This is a genomic window from Nocardia brasiliensis IFM 10847 (assembly GCF_000710915.1).
In the GTDB taxonomy this organism is placed as follows: Bacteria; Actinomycetota; Actinomycetes; order Mycobacteriales; family Mycobacteriaceae; genus Nocardia; species Nocardia brasiliensis_A.
Genome location: NZ_BAUA01000009.1, coordinates 90,707 through 104,557 on the forward strand (window position 1 = coordinate 90,707; position 13,851 = coordinate 104,557).

At 67.2% G+C, this 13,851-nt stretch carries 17 protein-coding genes; 3 read left to right on the forward strand and 14 right to left on the reverse strand.

Annotation, left to right across the window (positions count from 1 at the left end):
• From rpsC to NBRGI_RS02365, 9 genes are all read right to left on the reverse strand, one after another.
• Positions 1 to 807: a 30S ribosomal protein S3 gene (gene rpsC, locus NBRGI_RS02325; RefSeq protein ID WP_029892584.1), complete on the reverse strand. Its 807-nt coding sequence runs from the start codon at positions 805 to 807 to the stop codon at positions 1 to 3.
• Entirely contained in the window at positions 808 to 1,212 is a 405-nt protein-coding gene (gene rplV, locus NBRGI_RS02330) for a 50S ribosomal protein L22 (protein ID WP_029892585.1), read from the reverse strand.
• Complete coding sequence (gene rpsS / locus NBRGI_RS02335) at positions 1,209 to 1,490, reverse strand: 30S ribosomal protein S19 (RefSeq protein WP_014981659.1); 282 nt, start codon at positions 1,488 to 1,490, stop codon at positions 1,209 to 1,211. The genes rplV and rpsS overlap by 4 nt, the downstream gene beginning before the upstream one ends.
• Positions 1,491 to 1,505: 15 nt before the next feature.
• Positions 1,506 to 2,345, reverse strand: a complete 840-nt coding sequence (rplB, locus tag NBRGI_RS02340) for a 50S ribosomal protein L2 (RefSeq protein WP_014981658.1) — start codon at positions 2,343 to 2,345, stop codon at positions 1,506 to 1,508.
• Positions 2,346 to 2,378: 33 nt separating this feature from the next.
• Positions 2,379 to 2,684 carry a 50S ribosomal protein L23 gene (gene rplW, locus NBRGI_RS02345; protein ID WP_014981657.1) on the reverse strand — a complete coding sequence of 102 codons (306 nt, stop codon included), beginning with the start codon at positions 2,682 to 2,684 and terminating at the stop codon, positions 2,379 to 2,381.
• On the reverse strand, positions 2,681 to 3,355 hold the full coding sequence (gene rplD, locus NBRGI_RS02350; protein WP_029892586.1) for a 50S ribosomal protein L4: 675 nt from the start codon (positions 3,353 to 3,355) through the stop codon (positions 2,681 to 2,683). The genes rplW and rplD overlap by 4 nt, the downstream gene beginning before the upstream one ends.
• Positions 3,352 to 4,017: a 50S ribosomal protein L3 gene (rplC, locus tag NBRGI_RS02355; protein WP_014981655.1), complete on the reverse strand. Its 666-nt coding sequence runs from the start codon at positions 4,015 to 4,017 to the stop codon at positions 3,352 to 3,354. Before rplC ends, rplD begins: the two co-directional genes overlap by 4 nt.
• Before the next feature lie 14 nt (positions 4,018 to 4,031).
• Positions 4,032 to 4,337, reverse strand: a complete 306-nt coding sequence (gene rpsJ, locus NBRGI_RS02360) for a 30S ribosomal protein S10 (protein WP_003938093.1) — start codon at positions 4,335 to 4,337, stop codon at positions 4,032 to 4,034.
• A 515-nt stretch (positions 4,338 to 4,852) separates the two neighbouring features.
• On the reverse strand, positions 4,853 to 5,269 hold the full coding sequence (locus tag NBRGI_RS02365) for a hypothetical protein (protein ID WP_029892587.1): 417 nt from the start codon (positions 5,267 to 5,269) through the stop codon (positions 4,853 to 4,855).
• A 184-nt stretch (positions 5,270 to 5,453) separates the two neighbouring features.
• On the opposite strand from NBRGI_RS02365, the gene NBRGI_RS02370 reads away from it, so the two are divergent.
• A complete protein-coding gene (locus NBRGI_RS02370) occupies positions 5,454 to 5,930 on the forward strand; it encodes a hotdog fold domain-containing protein (RefSeq protein ID WP_029892588.1) in 477 nt (158 codons plus the stop codon).
• A gap of 46 nt (positions 5,931 to 5,976) precedes the next feature.
• Here NBRGI_RS02370 and NBRGI_RS02375 read toward each other — a convergent pair whose 3' ends face one another.
• A complete protein-coding gene (locus NBRGI_RS02375; RefSeq protein WP_029892589.1) occupies positions 5,977 to 6,912 on the reverse strand; it encodes an esterase/lipase family protein in 936 nt (311 codons plus the stop codon).
• A gap of 1 nt (position 6,913) precedes the next feature.
• A complete protein-coding gene (locus NBRGI_RS02380; protein WP_029892590.1) occupies positions 6,914 to 7,918 on the reverse strand; it encodes an alpha/beta hydrolase in 1,005 nt (334 codons plus the stop codon).
• 232 nt (positions 7,919 to 8,150) lie between these two features.
• Here NBRGI_RS02380 and NBRGI_RS02385 point away from each other — a divergent pair, with 232 nt between their 5' ends.
• Entirely contained in the window at positions 8,151 to 9,341 is a 1,191-nt protein-coding gene (locus NBRGI_RS02385) for a lycopene cyclase family protein (protein WP_029892591.1), read from the forward strand.
• Here NBRGI_RS02385 and NBRGI_RS02390 read toward each other — a convergent pair.
• From NBRGI_RS02390 to NBRGI_RS02400, 3 genes are read right to left on the reverse strand one after another with little or no spacing between them, the layout of a single operon-like run.
• Positions 9,311 to 10,180 carry an ABC transporter permease gene (locus NBRGI_RS02390; RefSeq protein ID WP_029892592.1) on the reverse strand — a complete coding sequence of 290 codons (870 nt, stop codon included), beginning with the start codon at positions 10,178 to 10,180 and terminating at the stop codon, positions 9,311 to 9,313. The genes NBRGI_RS02385 and NBRGI_RS02390 overlap by 31 nt on opposite strands.
• Positions 10,177 to 10,959, reverse strand: coding sequence for an ABC transporter permease (locus tag NBRGI_RS02395; RefSeq protein WP_148310650.1), 783 nt, complete (start codon positions 10,957 to 10,959; stop codon positions 10,177 to 10,179). The genes NBRGI_RS02390 and NBRGI_RS02395 overlap by 4 nt, the downstream gene beginning before the upstream one ends.
• Before the next feature lie 38 nt (positions 10,960 to 10,997).
• On the reverse strand, positions 10,998 to 11,981 hold the full coding sequence (locus NBRGI_RS02400) for a daunorubicin/doxorubicin resistance ABC transporter ATP-binding protein DrrA (RefSeq protein ID WP_029892594.1): 984 nt from the start codon (positions 11,979 to 11,981) through the stop codon (positions 10,998 to 11,000).
• A gap of 364 nt (positions 11,982 to 12,345) precedes the next feature.
• Here NBRGI_RS02400 and NBRGI_RS02405 point away from each other — a divergent pair.
• Positions 12,346 to 13,851 (forward strand): aldehyde dehydrogenase family protein (locus NBRGI_RS02405; protein ID WP_063726217.1); only part of this gene is annotated, 1,506 nt, incomplete at its 3' end.

A 13,851-nucleotide genomic window follows, 5' to 3' on the forward strand; every position in this document is an offset into this window, starting at 1 on the left:
TCAGCCCTCCTGTGTCTCTGCCGGTGCGTCGGCCACCGCGGTGGCGGCGCGTCCGGCCTCGGTGCTGGTCGCCGTGGTACCGGCGGAACCGGAGCGACGCGGGCGAGACGGACGCTCACGGCGCGGACGATCGCGATCGCCACCGGCCGGCGCGCTCGCGGCAGCCAGCTCACGCTTGCCACCGACGATGTCGCCCTTGTAGATCCAGACCTTCACGCCGATGCGACCGAAGGTGGTCTTGGCCTCGTAGAGGCCGTAGTCGATGTCGGCGCGCAGCGTGTGCAGCGGCACCCGACCCTCGCGGTAGAACTCCGAGCGCGACATTTCGGCGCCACCGAGGCGGCCCGAGCACTGCACGCGGATGCCCTTGACGTTCGGCGAACGCATGGCCGACTGGATGGCCTTGCGCATCGCGCGACGGAACGCCACACGGTTCGACAGCTGCTCGGCCACGGCCTGAGCAACCAGCTGCGCATCCGACTCGGGGTTCTTGACCTCGAGGATGTTCAGCTGCACCTGCTTCTTGGTGAGCTTCTCCAGCTCGGCGCGGATGCGATCGGCCTCGGCGCCACGGCGGCCGATGACGATGCCCGGACGAGCGGTGTGGATGTCGACGCGAACCCGGTCACGGGTGCGCTCGATCTCCACCTTGGAGATGCCCGCCCGCTCCATGCCGGTGGCGAGGAGCTTGCGGATGGCGACATCTTCCTTCACGTAGTCCGCGTACTGCTTGTCCGCGTACCAACGCGACTTCCAGTCGGTGGTGATACCGAGGCGGAAGCCATGGGGGTTGATTTTCTGTCCCATTTACTTTGCCCCTCCCTTCCGGCGGTTACGAGTTGCTGCTCCACCGGCGGCGGGGATGCTCTCGACCTCGATGGTGATGTGGCTGGTGCGCTTGCGAATACGGAACGCACGGCCCTGGGCACGCGGCTGGAACCGCTTCATGGTCGCGCCTTCGTCGACGTAGGCAGTCGAGATCACCAGGGTCGACGGGTTGAGGCCGAGGTTGTTCTCGGCGTTGGCCGCGGCACTGGCGACGACCTTGGCGACCGGCTCGCTCGCGGCCTGCGGCGCGAACTTCAGGATCGCCAGGGCGTCCTCGACGCGCTTGCCGCGGACCAGGTCCACGACACGGCGTGCCTTCATCGGGGTTACGCGAACATGCTTCGCCGTCGCGCGGGCGGTCGGGTTCTGAGTCTCAGTCGTCATCGCCGCTTGCTCTTCCGGTCTTCCTTGACGTGGCTCTTGAACGTCCTGGTCGGCGCGAACTCACCGAGCTTGTGCCCGACCATGTTGTCCGAGATGAACACCGGCACGTGCTTGCGACCGTCGTGGACGGCGAAGGTGTGGCCGATGAAATCGGGGATGATGGTCGAACGACGCGACCAGGTCTTGATGACCTGCTTCGTGCCCTTTTCGTTCTGCACGTCCACCTTCGCGAGGAGGTGGTCGTCGACGAACGGGCCCTTCTTGAGGCTGCGTGGCATTTCTTACCTCCTCCTTCAGCGCTTGTTCTTGCCGGACTTGCGGCGGCGGACGATGAGCTTGTCGCTCGGGCGGTTGGGCTTGCGGGTGCGGCCTTCCGGCTGACCCCACGGCGAGACCGGGTGGCGACCACCGGAGGTCTTGCCTTCACCACCACCGTGCGGGTGGTCGACCGGGTTCATGACGACACCACGGACCGTGGGGCGACGACCCTTCCAGCGCATACGGCCGGCCTTGCCCCAGTTGATGTTCGACTGCTCGGCGTTGCCGACCTCGCCGACGGTGGCGCGGCAGCGCACGTCGACGCGGCGGATTTCACCGGAGGGCATACGCAGCGTGGCGTAGGTGCCTTCCTTACCGAGCAGCTGGATGCTGGATCCGGCCGAACGGGCCATCTTCGCGCCACCGCCCGGACGCAGTTCCACGTTGTGGATCGTGGTACCGGTCGGGATGTTGCGCAGCGGCAGGTTGTTGCCCGGCTTGATGTCGGCCGTGGGGCCGGACTCGATCGGGGTGCCCTGCACCACGCCCTTGGGCGCGATGATGTAGCGCTTCTCGCCGTCCACGTAGTGGAGCAGCGCGATGTTCGCGGTGCGGTTGGGGTCGTACTCGATGTGCGCGACCTTGGCCGGGATGCCGTCCTTGTCCAGCCGACGGAAGTCGATCAGACGGTAGGCACGCTTGTGGCCACCACCGCGGTGCCGAGTGGTGATGCGACCGTGCGCATTACGGCCACCCTTGCTGTGCAGCGGACGGATGAGCGACTTCTCGGGGGTCGACCGAGTGATCTCAGCGAAGTCCGAAACGGACGACCCGCGGCGACCCGGGGTTGTCGGCTTGTACTTACGAATTGCCATGAGTTCTTCTCTGCTTTCTGGATTCCCGTCCGCTTACGCGACCGGGCCTCCGAAGATCTCGATGGGCTTGCTGTCGGCCGAGATGGTCACGAGCGCGCGCTTGGTGTCCTTGCGCTTGCCGTAACCGAAGCGGGTCCGCTTGCGCTTGCCCTGACGGTTGGCGGTGTTGACGCTGGTGACCTTGACACCGAAGACCTTCTCGACGGCGATCTTGATCTGCGTCTTGTTGGAGTCCGGGTGCACCAGGAAGGTGTAAGTGCCTTCCTCGATCAGTCCGTAGGACTTCTCGGAGATGACCGGCGCCAGCAGGATGTCGCGGGGGTCGGCGATCGTGGTCACTTGCTCTCCTCCTGTGCTGCCTCGGCCGGGCCGTGCACGAAGGCGTTCAGAGCCTCGACGCTGAACACCACTTCGTCGCTGTAGAGCACGTCGTAGGTGTTGAGCTGGTCCGGTGCGATGGGCTGCACGTGCTCCAGGTTCGCCACGCTCTTCCACGCGGCCAGGTCCTCGCGGCCGACGACGACCAGGAACTTCTTGCGGTCCGACAGCTCGGCCAGGAAGCTCTTGGCGGTCTTGGTCGACGGGGTCTGCCCCGCAACCAGTTCGGTGACCACGTGGATACGTTCGTTGCGCGCCCGATCGGAGAGGGCACCACGCAGGGCGGCGGCCTTCATCTTCTTCGGGGTGCGCTGGCTGTAGTCGCGCGGCTGCGGGCCGTGCACGGTGCCACCGCCGGTGAACTGCGGTGCGCGGGTCGAACCCTGACGGGCGCGACCGGTGCCCTTCTGGCGGTACGGCTTCTTGCCACCACCGGACACCTCGCCGCGCGTCTTGGTCGAGTGCGTGCCCTGCCGGGCCGCGGCCAGCTGCGCGGTGACGACCTGATGCATCAGGGCGATGTTGGCGGTCACGTCGAAGATCTCCGCGGGGAGGTCGACGGTGCCGTTGGTCTTGCCGCCCGGTTCTTTCACCGGCAGCGTGAGGTTGGCCTTCTTCTCGAGGCTGGTCATGCGTGCGCACCACCCTTCACGGCGCTCTTGACGACGACGACGTTGCCGCGACGACCAGGGACGGCGCCCTTGATCAGCAGCAGGCCGTTCTCGACATCCACCTTGTGAACCGAGAGGTTCTGGGTGGTGACACGGTCGTTACCCATCCGACCCGACATACGCATGCCCTTGAACACGCGGCCGGGGGTGGCGCAACCACCGATGGAACCCGGGCGACGGTGCACGGCCTGCGCACCGTGCGAGGCGCCCTGACCGGCGAAGCCGTGCCGCTTCATGGTGCCGGCGAAGCCCTTGCCCTTGCTGGTACCGGTGACGTCGACGTAGGTGCCCTCTTCGAACACGTCGGCGTTGATCTCCTGGCCGACCTCGAAGGTGGACGCGTCGGCGACGCGGATCTCGGCGACGTGGCGGCGCGGGGTGACACCGGCCTTGGCGAACTGGCCGGAGACCGGCTTGTTCACCTTGCGCGGGTCGATTGCGCCGAAAGCGACCTGGACGGCGCTGTAGCCGTCGCGCTCCACGGTGCGGATCTGGGTAATAACGTTCGGTCCGGCCTTGATCACGGTCACGGGAACGACGCGGTTCTTCTCGTCGAACACCTGGGTCATGCCGAGCTTGGTGCCCAGGATGCCCGCCGCAGGCCTGTTCTTGTTGTCAGTCATATCTCGAGTCCCCGTCACTGAATGTTGACGTCGACGCTGGCCGGCAGGTCGATGCGCATCAGCGCGTCGACCGTCTTCGGCGTCGGGTCGAGGATGTCGATCAGCCGCTTGTGCGTACGCATCTCGAAGTGCTCGCGCGAGTCCTTGTACTTGTGCGGCGAACGGATGACGCAGTACACGTTCTTCTCGGTCGGCAACGGCACCGGGCCGACGACGCGGGCCCCGGTACGGGTCACCGTCTCCACGATCTTGCGTGCTGACGCGTCGATCGCCTCGTGGTCGTAGGCCTTGAGCCTGATGCGGATCTTCTGTCCCGCCACGCTAAGTGTCCTTTTCTCCGCTTTTACCTTCGTGATCCGGAAGCTGGCTTCCGTACCACCCTCTATTTGCACAGCCCGAACACACGAAGACGTCTCACGTGAGACCGCGATCAAGCACGCATGCTCGATCCTCGCCGCTGTTCATCTGTCATGGTTCTCCGGTCCACGCGGTCGGGCGTGTCGCCCCTCCGCTCATTCCTCGGCCCCGGATCGAACTTCACCTCAGGCCTGGAACAATGTCCCGGACGTACCCACGCCGGTCTCCCAGCGAGGTACACGATTTAGTGCTCACTCGCCTCGCCCGGCCGATCTCGTTTCGCTCGGAAACAGGCACGGCCCGGTGCAAGGCAACCCGAACAGTATGCCCGACGCGCTCGGCGACATCAAATCCGGCCCCCCACGCGCGCACTCGGACCAGACCATCCCCGGTCAACAGCGTAAAACGCGAAAACGGCGGTACGCAACGCACCGCCGCATCGAGGACCGGCCGGAGTCCGGCCGACGCACGCGCCTCCCTACAGGAACTGCACCACGAGGAAGTTCCGATTGACCTGACTCGGGTAGATGTTGCCGTCATAGAACCGCACCGGATCGACGATGCCGATGCTCACCGTGCCGCCGCGCGCGGCCGCCTCGGCGACGACGTCGGAGAAGTTCGCGTCGATGTCCTCGCCCGTGTGCGCGCCGGACAGCTGCGACGCCGGATCGGCGTCGATCAGCCCGCGATCCACCCAGAGCCCGTCGAGCATGCCGGGAATGGGGCTGTTCCGCAGTGCGGCGGTTTCCGCGCCGTTGAGGTCCAAGGCCCCGTAGATGCCTGCGCCGGGATCGAACTCCGGCACGATCGCCGCCGCCTCACCCGCAGTGGTCGCACCGAGCACGGCGAGTCCGAGCGCGGTGGCGACACCGGCGACGACAGTACGAATACGCATACTCAAAACTCCAGTTCACCTGCACACCAACAGAAATGGTGTTGGCCCCCAGTTGCGTGACAGCTCTGCGCAACGTCACAACCTAGCAAGCTGGGCGCTTGCCCGAAAAGTTCGGTATCACGATTTTGCGCGTGAGTTGCGGCACACTGGACGGACGGAACTTACTCCGCAGTAAGATGTGCGCATGACGAAAGAGACCGCGACCTACCGCGGCTGGAAGAAGCTGCCGGACAATCGGCTCGGGCACACGCTGTTCTCGCTGGGCATGGTGGCGCGGGTGCCGTACTTCGGCACGGTGCTGCCGAACGTGGTGCGGCTCGAGCCCGGACTGTGCGAGGTGACCTCGCCCAAATGGTTCGGCATCCACAACCATCTCGGCACCTTCCACGCCATCGCGGCGTGCAACCTGGCCGAGGTCGCGATGGGCATGCTGAGCGAGGCGACCGTGCCCGCGACGCATCGCTGGATCCCCAAGGCGATGAACGTGCAGTACCTGGCCAAGGCGGAGACCGGTCTGCGGGCCGTGGCCAAGCTGGCGGAGATCCCCGACTTCGCGACGATCACCCAGGGGCAGAACCTGACCGTCCCGGTGTCGGTCTACGACAAGCACGGTCTCGAGGTCGTGCACGCGGACATCACCACCTGGGTCACCCCGAAGTAGCCGGCCGCTCCGGCACCGGCGGCGACATCCGGCCGCGCACGCCGCCTCAGCAGGGCAGCGCCCGGCCGTCGTCGGCCAGTGCGCCGAGCACCGCGGCCGACGCGCGGGAATCCGCCAGCATCCCACCGTGATCGGCCTGGTCGGTCGGGCAACCGTCCTGCAGCCAGATATTGCGGTCGGCACCGGCAGGTGCGGCCAGCAGCGCGGTCTCCTGCGGGGTGATCACGGAGTCGGCGCGGGAGGCGATGGCCGTGTACCGCACACCGGGCACGGTCTCGCCCCCCGCGTTCAACCGGTTCAACAGAGGTGACCCGACCACCTGCTGCGTTCCCGGAGCTCCGAAGACCTGGGCCGCGATCTGCGCGTTGCCCAGGCCGATCGAGGCCAGATCGGGGTAGTTCTTCCGGAGCCCGTCCCAGGTCGAGCCCCGATAGGGCGTGCCGAGGGTCACCACCTGCTCGACCGCCTCCGGCCCGTGCGTGCGCAGATATTGCCGGATCACCGTGCCGCCGGTGGAGTGGCCGACCAGCGCGACCTGACGCGCGCCGGTGTCGGCGCGCACGGCCTGCACGACATCGCCGAGTTCGTTCGCCATCCGGTCGATATCGGCGACGCCGTAGATCGTGCGACCGAGGGCCGCGGCCCCGACCGGCCCGATACCCGTTGTGCTGGAACCGGCTTGGCCGCTGACCACATCCCGCAGGGCGGGCGCGGCACCGATGTTCGCCGCGTACACGCAATACCCTTCTGACCGCAGCAGCGGCGCGAGCAGCGCGTAACTGCGCACCGCGTCGGTGCCGGAACCGTGCACCAGCACCACCGGCTGCGGCCGGGCCTGCGACGGCCGGCAGGCCGCCTCGTTGGCCCCGCCGACCGCGGGAAACAGCGGTGCGGCCGTCGCGGCCGGAGCGGCGAGCAACGTCGTGCAGGCAGCCGTGAACATCAGGCCGGCGATCCGCACGGCCTGTCTGCGAAACCACATGTCAAATTCCCAACGGAGCGGCCAGAGTCGGCCAGGAGTTCTTGAACGCTTCTTCCCAATAGCCCCAGGAATGGGTGCCGTCCGGGCGGATGTCATAAGTCGCCGGAATACCCAGCGAATTCAGGCGGGTCTGCATATTGCGCGAGCAATAGTTGGTCGCCGCCTCGATGGCGCCGCCCTTGATGAGTTGCGCCGCGAAACCGTCGACACCGGGCAACGAATACTTGCCGTTCAGCTCGTCGTATTTTCCGGGAATGCCGCCGCCGCTGGAAATGTAGATGGATTTCCCGCGCAACCCTTCGGCCTGGACGTACGGATCATTGGCCGCCCACCGCGGATCTCCGGGCGGCCCATACATATTCGCCATGGTGGCCCACCCCCACGTCTCGACCGTGAGATGGACGAACTGCTGGCCGACCGGATCGCTGATCTGCGCGCAACCGCTGTAGGCGGCGACGCTGGCGTAGAGGTCGCCGGTGGTCGCGGCGAGCGCGAGTGTGGTGGTGCCCGCCATGGAGAAGCCGGCCAGCGCGTTGCGGCCGCTGCTCGCGAAGTACCGGTCGGCGATCGGTGGAAGTTCCCGGGTCAGGAACGTCTTCCACTTCTGCTTGCCGAGCCGCTTGTCGTCGGTCACCCAGTCCGCGTAGTAGCTGAACTGCCCGCCGATCGGCGAGACCACGTTGACGTTCTTCGGCGAAAGGAACTCCATCACATCGGTTTCCGTCGCCCAGGTGACGCCGTCGTCACCACCGCCCGCACCCTGCAGCAGATAGAGCACGGGCCGCGGCACGCTGGTGTCGAACGCGCGCTGCATATCGACCTGGATATCGCGATCCATTGCCGCGGAGTGAATTGTCAAAGTCGCCTTGCGCGCATCGTGCTGCTGCACCGCGACAATCGAGGATTCCGTGGGCTCCGCCTGTGCTCGGCCCGGAATTACCGCCGTGGCGACCGCTCCGACCGTGACCGCGAGCACACCAAGCCAGCGGACGTAGCTGCCTCTCATGATTCCCCTTCTCCAGAACACGAAACCGCCCGTGCTCCTGAGCCAGGCTAGCTTGCGGCACAACCACTTTCACGCCTCGAGTTGCTGGGACACCAATTCTGGGGGCAGGTCCGGAATGCAATTTTCGAGTCGCTTTATTTCACGTCGGCGACTTAGCGCGAGACCCGAATTCCGGGGCCCCGGTGGGCGGGGGCAGTTGCGTCGGTACGGCCGCAACGGATTGAATGCCTGTATGGGTGTCAGCGCGGTCGGAGATGTCGACGTTTGCGTGGTCGGGCTCGGCCCGACCGGCCGGGCACTGGCGCATCGGGCGATGCGCGCCGGGCTGCGTGTGACCGCCATAGATCCGCGCCCGGATCGGCTCTGGCCGCCCACCTTCTCCTGCTGGGTCGACGAACTACCGCAGTGGCTGCCGTCGAGCGCCGTCGCCAGCCGAATTCCGACGCCGACCGTCTGGACGACGACCGAACGCCGGATCGACCGTCCCTACTGCGTGCTGTCCAAGACCGGATTGCGCGATGCGCTCCCCCTCGACGACGCCACCGTGCTCGCGGACCGCGCCACCAGGGTCGACGCGCATCGCGTCGAGCTGGCCGGCGGTAACACGATCACCGCCGCAACGGTTTTCGACACCCGTGGCCTGCCCACCCTCGGGCAACGCCGGGCCGCGAGCGCGCACGGCATCTTCGTCGCCGCGGAAACGGCCGCGCCGATGGTCGCCGACCAGGAGGGACTCCTGCTGGACTGGCGGCCGGAGAACGGCGCGGGACCCGACGAGCCGCCGTCGTTCCTCTACGCGGTGCCACTCGGTGACGGCACAGTGATCTTCGAGGAGACCAGCCTCGGCCTGCGCGGCGGCATGCCGCAGCACGAACTGCGCAGGCGCACGCTCAATCGCCTTGCCGCGCACGGTATCCGGCTCACCGGCGACGAGCCGCACGAGGCCGCGCACTATCCGCTCGATCAGCCGCCGCCGAAGCGGGGCACGGCCGTCGCGGTGCCGTTCGGCTCGCGCGGCGGCATGATGCACCCGTGCACCGGCTACAGCGTCGCCGACTCGCTGGCCCTGGTCGACACCGCGGTCGCCGCCGTGCAGGCGGGCCGTGACCCGGTGGCCGAACTATGGCCGCGCCGAGCGCGGTTGGTGTACTGGATGCGAATGCGCGGCCTGTACGGCCTCGGCCGGTTGACCACCGAACAGTCCATCGCGATGTTCGACGCGTTCTTCAGCGCCTCCCCGCGCGGACAGCGCGCGCTGCTGTCCGCGCACGACGACTACACCGCGCTCGGCGCGGTGCTGTTCAACACCGTCGCGCACACCTGGCCGTTCCGCTGGCGCTACGACCTGGTGGGCTGGACCCACCGCAACCGCTGGCTCGGCTACGACTTCGATCAGGCGCCGGTCTCGGCGGCCCGGCGGTAGCCGCGGATCGCGGGGTAGGTGAACACCACGATCACGCCCAGGGTCCACAGCAGCGTCTTCATCAACGGTTCGGCGACCGGTCCGCCGTAGGACAGCCCGCGCATCGCATCGATCGCACAGCTCATCGGCTGGTTCTGCACCGTGGCCTGCAACCACTTCGGATAGGCGAAGGCCGGCGCGAAACCGGTGTTGAAGAACATCAGCAGGGTGTTGATGATGCCGATGACGTTCACCAGCATCACCCCCTCGGTGATGGTCGCCAACGCGGTGACGAGCACCGCGAACGCGACGCCGAACAGCACCGGAATCCCGATCAGCGCGAGACCCGCGAGCGGCCCGTTGAGGAAGCGGAACCCGAGCAGCAGGCCGACCACGATCACGAACAGCGTCGTGACCAGCACGCGCACCGCTTCGGCCAGCAGTCGCCCGGTCAACCCGGCGGCCCGGTGGATCGGCATGGTCCAGAACCGGCCCAGCAGACCGGTCATCTTCTCGCCCTTGAAACCCAGCGCACTCACGACCGCGCCGGACATGGCGGCGACCAGCGTCAGCAACGACACCTGGGCGTAGATGCTCGGCTGACCGGTGTAGCCGGTGATCGAGCGGCCGAGCACGATCTGGAACATCCACAGCGTCAACGCCGGATACACCAGGGTCTGGATCGTGGTCGCGGGGTCGCGCGCCCACACCAGCAGCAGGCGTTTGCACTGGATCAGGCTGTGCGTGGCCCAATTGGCCAGCGCGCTCTCGGGTTTCGCCGTCACCTCGGGCAACGGCGTGTTCCACGCGCGGTGCTCGGGGTCGGCCGGCGCCATGGTCGCCTCCGCTGAACTGGTCATGACCGCCTCACACTCGCCCAGATCGCCAAGGGGATGAACACCAGCGCGAGCCCGCTCACCCACACCAACGGCACCCACAACACCTGCCAGGTCACCCCGTCGGCCGCCATGTCGCGCAGGGCGAAGGAGAACTGGGAAACCGGCTGATTACGCACGAACCCGCGAATCCATTCGGGGAACTGGTTTTCCGGGACGAACCCGCAGGACAGCATGCCGAAGATCAACGTGGGCAGGGTCAAGGCCTGGCTCAGCGACTCCGGGCTCTTGGTCAGGCTGCCGAGCGCGTCCGCGCCGAGCGCCAGCGTGGTCCCGACCGCCAGCGAGAACGCGCAGAACAGCGCGGCCTGGCCGAAGCCCGCGACAAATCGGAAACCGATCAGATAGCCGAACAGGATCGCCGCGGCGAGCGAGGTGACCGAGCGCACCAGACCGGCCGCGATCCGCGCGGACAGCGGGACCAACATGCCGATCGGCATGGTCTGCATGCGGGTGCTCAAGCCGGTGAGCGCCTCGAAGGCGGACAGCTGGGCGTTCGACATCATGGTGAACGCCATCGTCTGCAACACGATGATCGGCATGACGTACTGCGCGTAGTCGATGCCGTGGAACTTCATCACGAAACGCAGGGGCAGATAGAAGCCGAGGGTGAACACCAGCGGCGTCACCACCGCGACGATCAGTTCCCCTTTGGTGGCCATGGTCCGGACGATGCGGCCGGTCAGCGCGCGCCACTGGGCGAACGAGGACAGCTTGGCCTCTGGTAGGTCCGCGAACAGCATGGCCGCGTCGGCGCCGGGCGCCGCGGCGGTGGCAGTGCTCACGGCTTGCCGCCCGCGTGGCCGGTGATGGACAGGAAGACATCGTCGAGCGAGGGCCTGCGCAACGCGATATCCGCCAGCGGGATGCCCGCGCTGTCCAGCCGGCGCAGCGCCTCGGTGAGGGTGGCCGCGCCGTCGCGCGCCGGGATGGAGAGCCGGTCGCTGCCGTTGAGGTCGGCCAGTACCGCTGCGGGCACCAGGTCGCCGAGTGCGTCCGCGGTCAGTTGCAGTTTGGTCGGGTCCAGCGGAACCACCTCGCAGTAGCTGCCGCCGGTCTTCTCCTTGAGCTCGTCGGCGGTGCCCTCGGCGATCACCGTGCCCTTGTCGATGACGATGATGTTGTCGCTGAGCACGTCCGCTTCTTCGAGGTACTGCGTGGTGAGCAACACCGTGATGCCCTGTGCCTTGAGCGCGTTGACCAGATCCCACACGCCTTGGCGGCTGCGCGGATCGAGGCCGGTGGTCGGCTCGTCGAGGAACACCACCTCGGGTCGCACCACCAGACCGCAGGCGATGTCCACCCGGCGGCGCATACCGCCGGAGTAGTGGCGCACCGCACGCCGGCCCGCGCCGACCAGATCGAATTCCTCGAGCAGGGTGTCGGCTCGCTTGCGCGCGACGGACTTGCTCAGTCCCATCAGCCTGCCGAACAGCTCCAGGTTCTCCCGGCCTGACAGGTTCTCGTCGAGGGCGGCGTACTGGCCGGTCATCATGATCGAGCGCCGCACCCCAGCCGGGTCCTTCTGCACGTCGTGCCCGGCGACCACCGCGGTGCCGGAGTCGGGGCGCAGCAGGGTGGACAGGATCTTCACCATCGTCGTCTTGCCCGCACCGTTCGGGCCGAGGATGCCGAGCACCGAGGCCCGCTCGGCGACGAAGCTGACGCCCTGCAGTGCGTGCACGTCGCCGAACGACTTCCGGACATCCGCCACACGGACCGCTGGCTCATTCGCACGCAGATCTGCTTGGTTCAAGCTCGGCATCAACTCTCCACTATCGGCAATTGCGGCGATTCTCGGTCGCCGGAGCGCGCGCGTATACGTCCCGAATGGTGATCCGTAGCGCTGGGCGTGATGTTACCGGTCTGCGAGGTTCCGGCCGGGCCACCCGCGCAGTACCCAACTGGACCCCGAATTAATTGTGTCCTTACTCACATTTACCGATCCCGGTCCGGCGTCGGGCGGATCGGCGCTGGTGGACGTGGTCAAGGGCAGCGCGGTGGCGACGAAGGAGCCTTTACGGTCCGTCCCGGCGACCATAGTCTGCTATTCGGGGGAACACTCACTCGTCCGCGGCGGCCGCCGGTAACCGGTCCGTTCGCCGATTTCGATACTGCGAGAGGTGATCATGGCCGAGTCCGCGCAGCCCCGGGTGGCAGCGCAGCCGGGAGGATCGGGCCGACCGAACGTGCTGACGTCCTACGACCCGCGCACCGGCGAAACCGTCGGGAACTACGCCATCATGGGCGCGGGTGAAATCAACCGAACGGTACGAGGTGCGCGCTCGGCCGAAAAATGGTGGGCCGAACTGGGATTCAGCGGACGCAAGCGCTGGCTGCTGGATTGGAAGCACGATATCGCACGCCGCGCAGGCGAATTGGTCGAGATCCTGTCCGAGGAAACCGGAAAACCGGAGGCGGACGCGGCGATCGAGGTGATGCTGGCGGTCGAGAACCTGGACTGGGCGGCGCGCAACGCCGGCCGCGCGCTCGGCAGGCACAAGCTCGGGTCCAGCTGGCTGAGCCGCAATCAGCGCGCCTCGGTGGGCTATCTGCCGCTCGGCGTGATCGGCGTGCTGGGCCCCTGGCACAACCCGGTGTTCACGCCCATGGGTTCGATCGCCTACGCGATGGCCGCGGGCAACACGGTGGTGTTCAAACCGCACGAGCTGACCACCGGGGTCGGTGTCTGGCTGGCCGACAGCTGGTCCAGGCTGGCGCCGAATCAGCCGGTGCTGCAAGTGGTTACCGGCGACACCGGCACCGGCAACGCGCTGTGCCGGGCCAAGGTGGACAAGATCGCCTATGCCGGTTCCGAATCCGGCGCGCGCGAGGTGATCGCGCTGTGCACCCAGACGATGACGCCGGTGGTAGTCGAACGCAGCGGCAAGGGCAGCATGGTGGTGCACGTCGACGCGAAGCTCGACGATGCCGCGGAGGCAGCGGTTTTCGGCGCGATGGCCAACGCGGGACAGAACGCCACCGGCATCCAGCGCGCCTACGTGGCCGAGTCGGTCTACGAACCGTTCCTGGAGCTCGTTGCCGCCCAGGCGAGCAAGCTGCGCCCCGGAGCGGACAAGCGCGCGTCCTACGGCCCGATGATCCTGGAGTCACAGGTCGAGGTGGTGCGCAAGCAGATTCGCGACGCGCTCGCCCGCGGCGGCCGCGCCGTGGTGGGCGGCCTCGATTCGATTCGCGAACCCTATATCGAGCCCGTGGTGCTCACCGAGGTCCCGGAGGACAGCACGGCGATCACCGGCGAGGGCATCGGTCCCGTGCTGATCGTGAACAAGGTGACCGGCATGGACGATGCCGCCCAGCGCATCAACGCGGTCGGCACCGACGTCGCGGTCTCGGTGTTCACCAGGGACGTGCGCGAGATCGAGCAGTTCGCCGAGCAGCTCCGGGTGGGCGTGGTCACCATCAATTCCTCGTCGGCCTACGCCGGCATTCCCGCGCTCCCGTTCGGCGGCGTCGGCGAATACGGGCAGGGCCACAGCCACGGCGATCAAGGCCTGCGCGAGTTCAGCCACACCCTGGCCATCGCCCGCAAGCGCTACAAGGCACCGGTCGACCTGTCCACCTTCGACCGTCATCCGCGCCATCTGCGATTGGCCAGAGCCATCTTCCGGCTG